Origin of the sequence: Mesorhizobium sp. M0045 (assembly GCF_040323385.1) — a bacterium.
Classification (GTDB): Bacteria; Pseudomonadota; Alphaproteobacteria; order Rhizobiales; family Rhizobiaceae; genus Mesorhizobium.
The window spans coordinates 1-974 of sequence record NZ_JAMYUY010000068.1 but is presented as its reverse complement, the minus strand read 5'-3'; the positions used below and the strand labels follow the sequence as shown (position 1 = coordinate 974).

Sequence of the window (974 nt, the reverse complement as noted above, 5' to 3'; positions counted from 1 at the left end):
GCCACTGGAACCCTGTCGGTCAGCCTCTTCCTTTACAGTCTCATATGCTTCGGCGGCGACCTGCTTGGCTTGCTCGACGCCTTCCTCAAAGACTTCCTCGGCACTGTCACGAAGCTTGTCGCGGTATGGGCCGAGTTGCGCGTCTTCCGCGGCTGTGTGAGGCAGCATCACGCCGATGGCGGTGCCCACGGCAAGGCCCACCGCGGCCATTGCCAGAGGTTCGCGCTGGAACAGGTCCTGCGCCGACTGCCGTACCCGCCCCGATATATCGGTGGCCGCCGAGCCGAACTGCCCGACCGTGCTTCCTAACCTTTCTTTGGCGCCGCTCGCAACGTCTGCCACAGCCTCAGTCGCACCGCCTGCCACGGACGCAACCGAACGGGCGGCATCGGAGAGCATGGAGCCGGCGGAACCTTCGCCCTCGGCACCGTACTCATCGCCGCGTGAGTCCTGCCAGGCCCCGCCCAAGCCCCTCTGGTCAGAGAAGTTTCGGGTGCCGTCAGGTTCCCTGCCGGTCGAATAGGCACCAAGTGCTGAACTGTCTACCGACGTGCCCTTGCCTAGCATCAGCCAGGCCAGGCCCGCGCCGACCAATGTAAGCGGCAACGGATTGTCCCTGACCTGAGTCTTAAGATTGCTGAGCATGGCGGATCCCTCGCCGCTGAACATCCCGGTGAATTCGTCGATCAGCTGACCTGGTGTCATCTTGCTCCGGATCGAGTCTGCCGTGTCCGTTATCTTGGCACGGGCAATGTCGGCATCGCGTTCGAGTTCGGCTGCGGATTTGTCGGTCATCTTATCTGGTCCTTGATCACGCGTGCGTCGCGTTTAAGTTGGTCTTGTGTCCGGTCGGGGGTCAACTCTGAGGGAGCCATGCTTGCCTTGCCGGAGCGCAGGAGTATGACGCCCAGTACTGCCACCACGACGCCGACGAGCAGCGAGGACCATCCGGCTCCCAGGCCGGCGCTCGCCAA

General features: G+C 63.3%; 2 protein-coding genes. Both read right to left on the bottom strand.

Translation table 11 applies throughout. From position 1 onward, the window contains the following. Positions 1-795: hypothetical protein (locus NKJ72_RS30890; protein ID WP_352480797.1), on the bottom strand; the 795-nt coding region annotated here is incomplete at its 3' end. After that, positions 792-974: phage holin family protein (locus NKJ72_RS30885; RefSeq protein WP_352480796.1), on the bottom strand; the 183-nt coding region annotated here is incomplete at its 5' end. The genes NKJ72_RS30885 and NKJ72_RS30890, both read right to left, overlap by 4 nt.